Source organism: Enhygromyxa salina (assembly GCF_002994615.1).
Lineage (GTDB): Bacteria > Myxococcota_A > Polyangia > Nannocystales > Nannocystaceae > Plesiocystis > Plesiocystis salina_A.
The window spans coordinates 1-662 of record NZ_PVNK01000266.1 but is presented as its reverse complement, the minus strand read 5'-3'; the positions used below and the strand labels follow the sequence as shown (position 1 = coordinate 662).

The following is a 662-nucleotide window of genomic DNA, read 5'->3' as shown; positions in this document are numbered from 1 at the left end:
TGCTCCAGAAGTGGGTAGCCTAACCTTCGGGAGGGCGCTTACCAAGGAGTGATCGGTGACTGGGGTGAAGTCGTAACAAGGTATCCCTACCGGAAGGTGGGGATGGATCACCTCCTTTCTAGGAGTTCGCCCGAGCCTCGAGCTCGAGCACTTCAGGTCGAACCCGTGGGCGCACCCTGACCTCGGTCAGGTTGTTACCAAGTGCATGTTTCGTGGTCCCCTACTCCCCAGTTTTCAGGGGCGATCACCCTTGGGGTGCTCCCTGACATCTGGATAGACGAACAAGACCACCGGATGGTCGCAAACTCATCCCCCAGGTACACACCTCGGGCTGAGAGAGCGATCAACCGAGTAGCACAATTTCCGTCGATGAGCGTCGAGAGACGCTCACTGAGTCTCATATTTGGCCAGCTGGAGAGCTGGTCAGGGTGAGTCTCGAGCAAACGAGTTCTGCTCAGCAGAACTGCAAAAAGTAGGGTTCGTGGTGACGAAAGGAACCTCGGATTCGACTCATCTGACGGTGGTTTACGGGACACGCTGGCGCCGAAGTTCGGGCAACCGACGCAAGGCGCCAGTGAGGTCAAGCTACAAAGGGCACACGGTGGATGCCTAGGCACCAGGAGACGATGAAGGACGTGGATACCTGCGAAAAGCCACGGGGA

The 662-nt window shown here is 57.6% G+C and carries 2 rRNA genes; both read left to right on the top strand.

The window, feature by feature from the left end:
- Positions 1–118 (top strand): 16S ribosomal RNA (locus ENSA5_RS30660); the annotation flags it as partial.
- Between the two features lie 460 nt (positions 119–578).
- A 23S ribosomal RNA gene (locus ENSA5_RS30655) occupies positions 579–662 on the top strand; the annotation flags it as partial.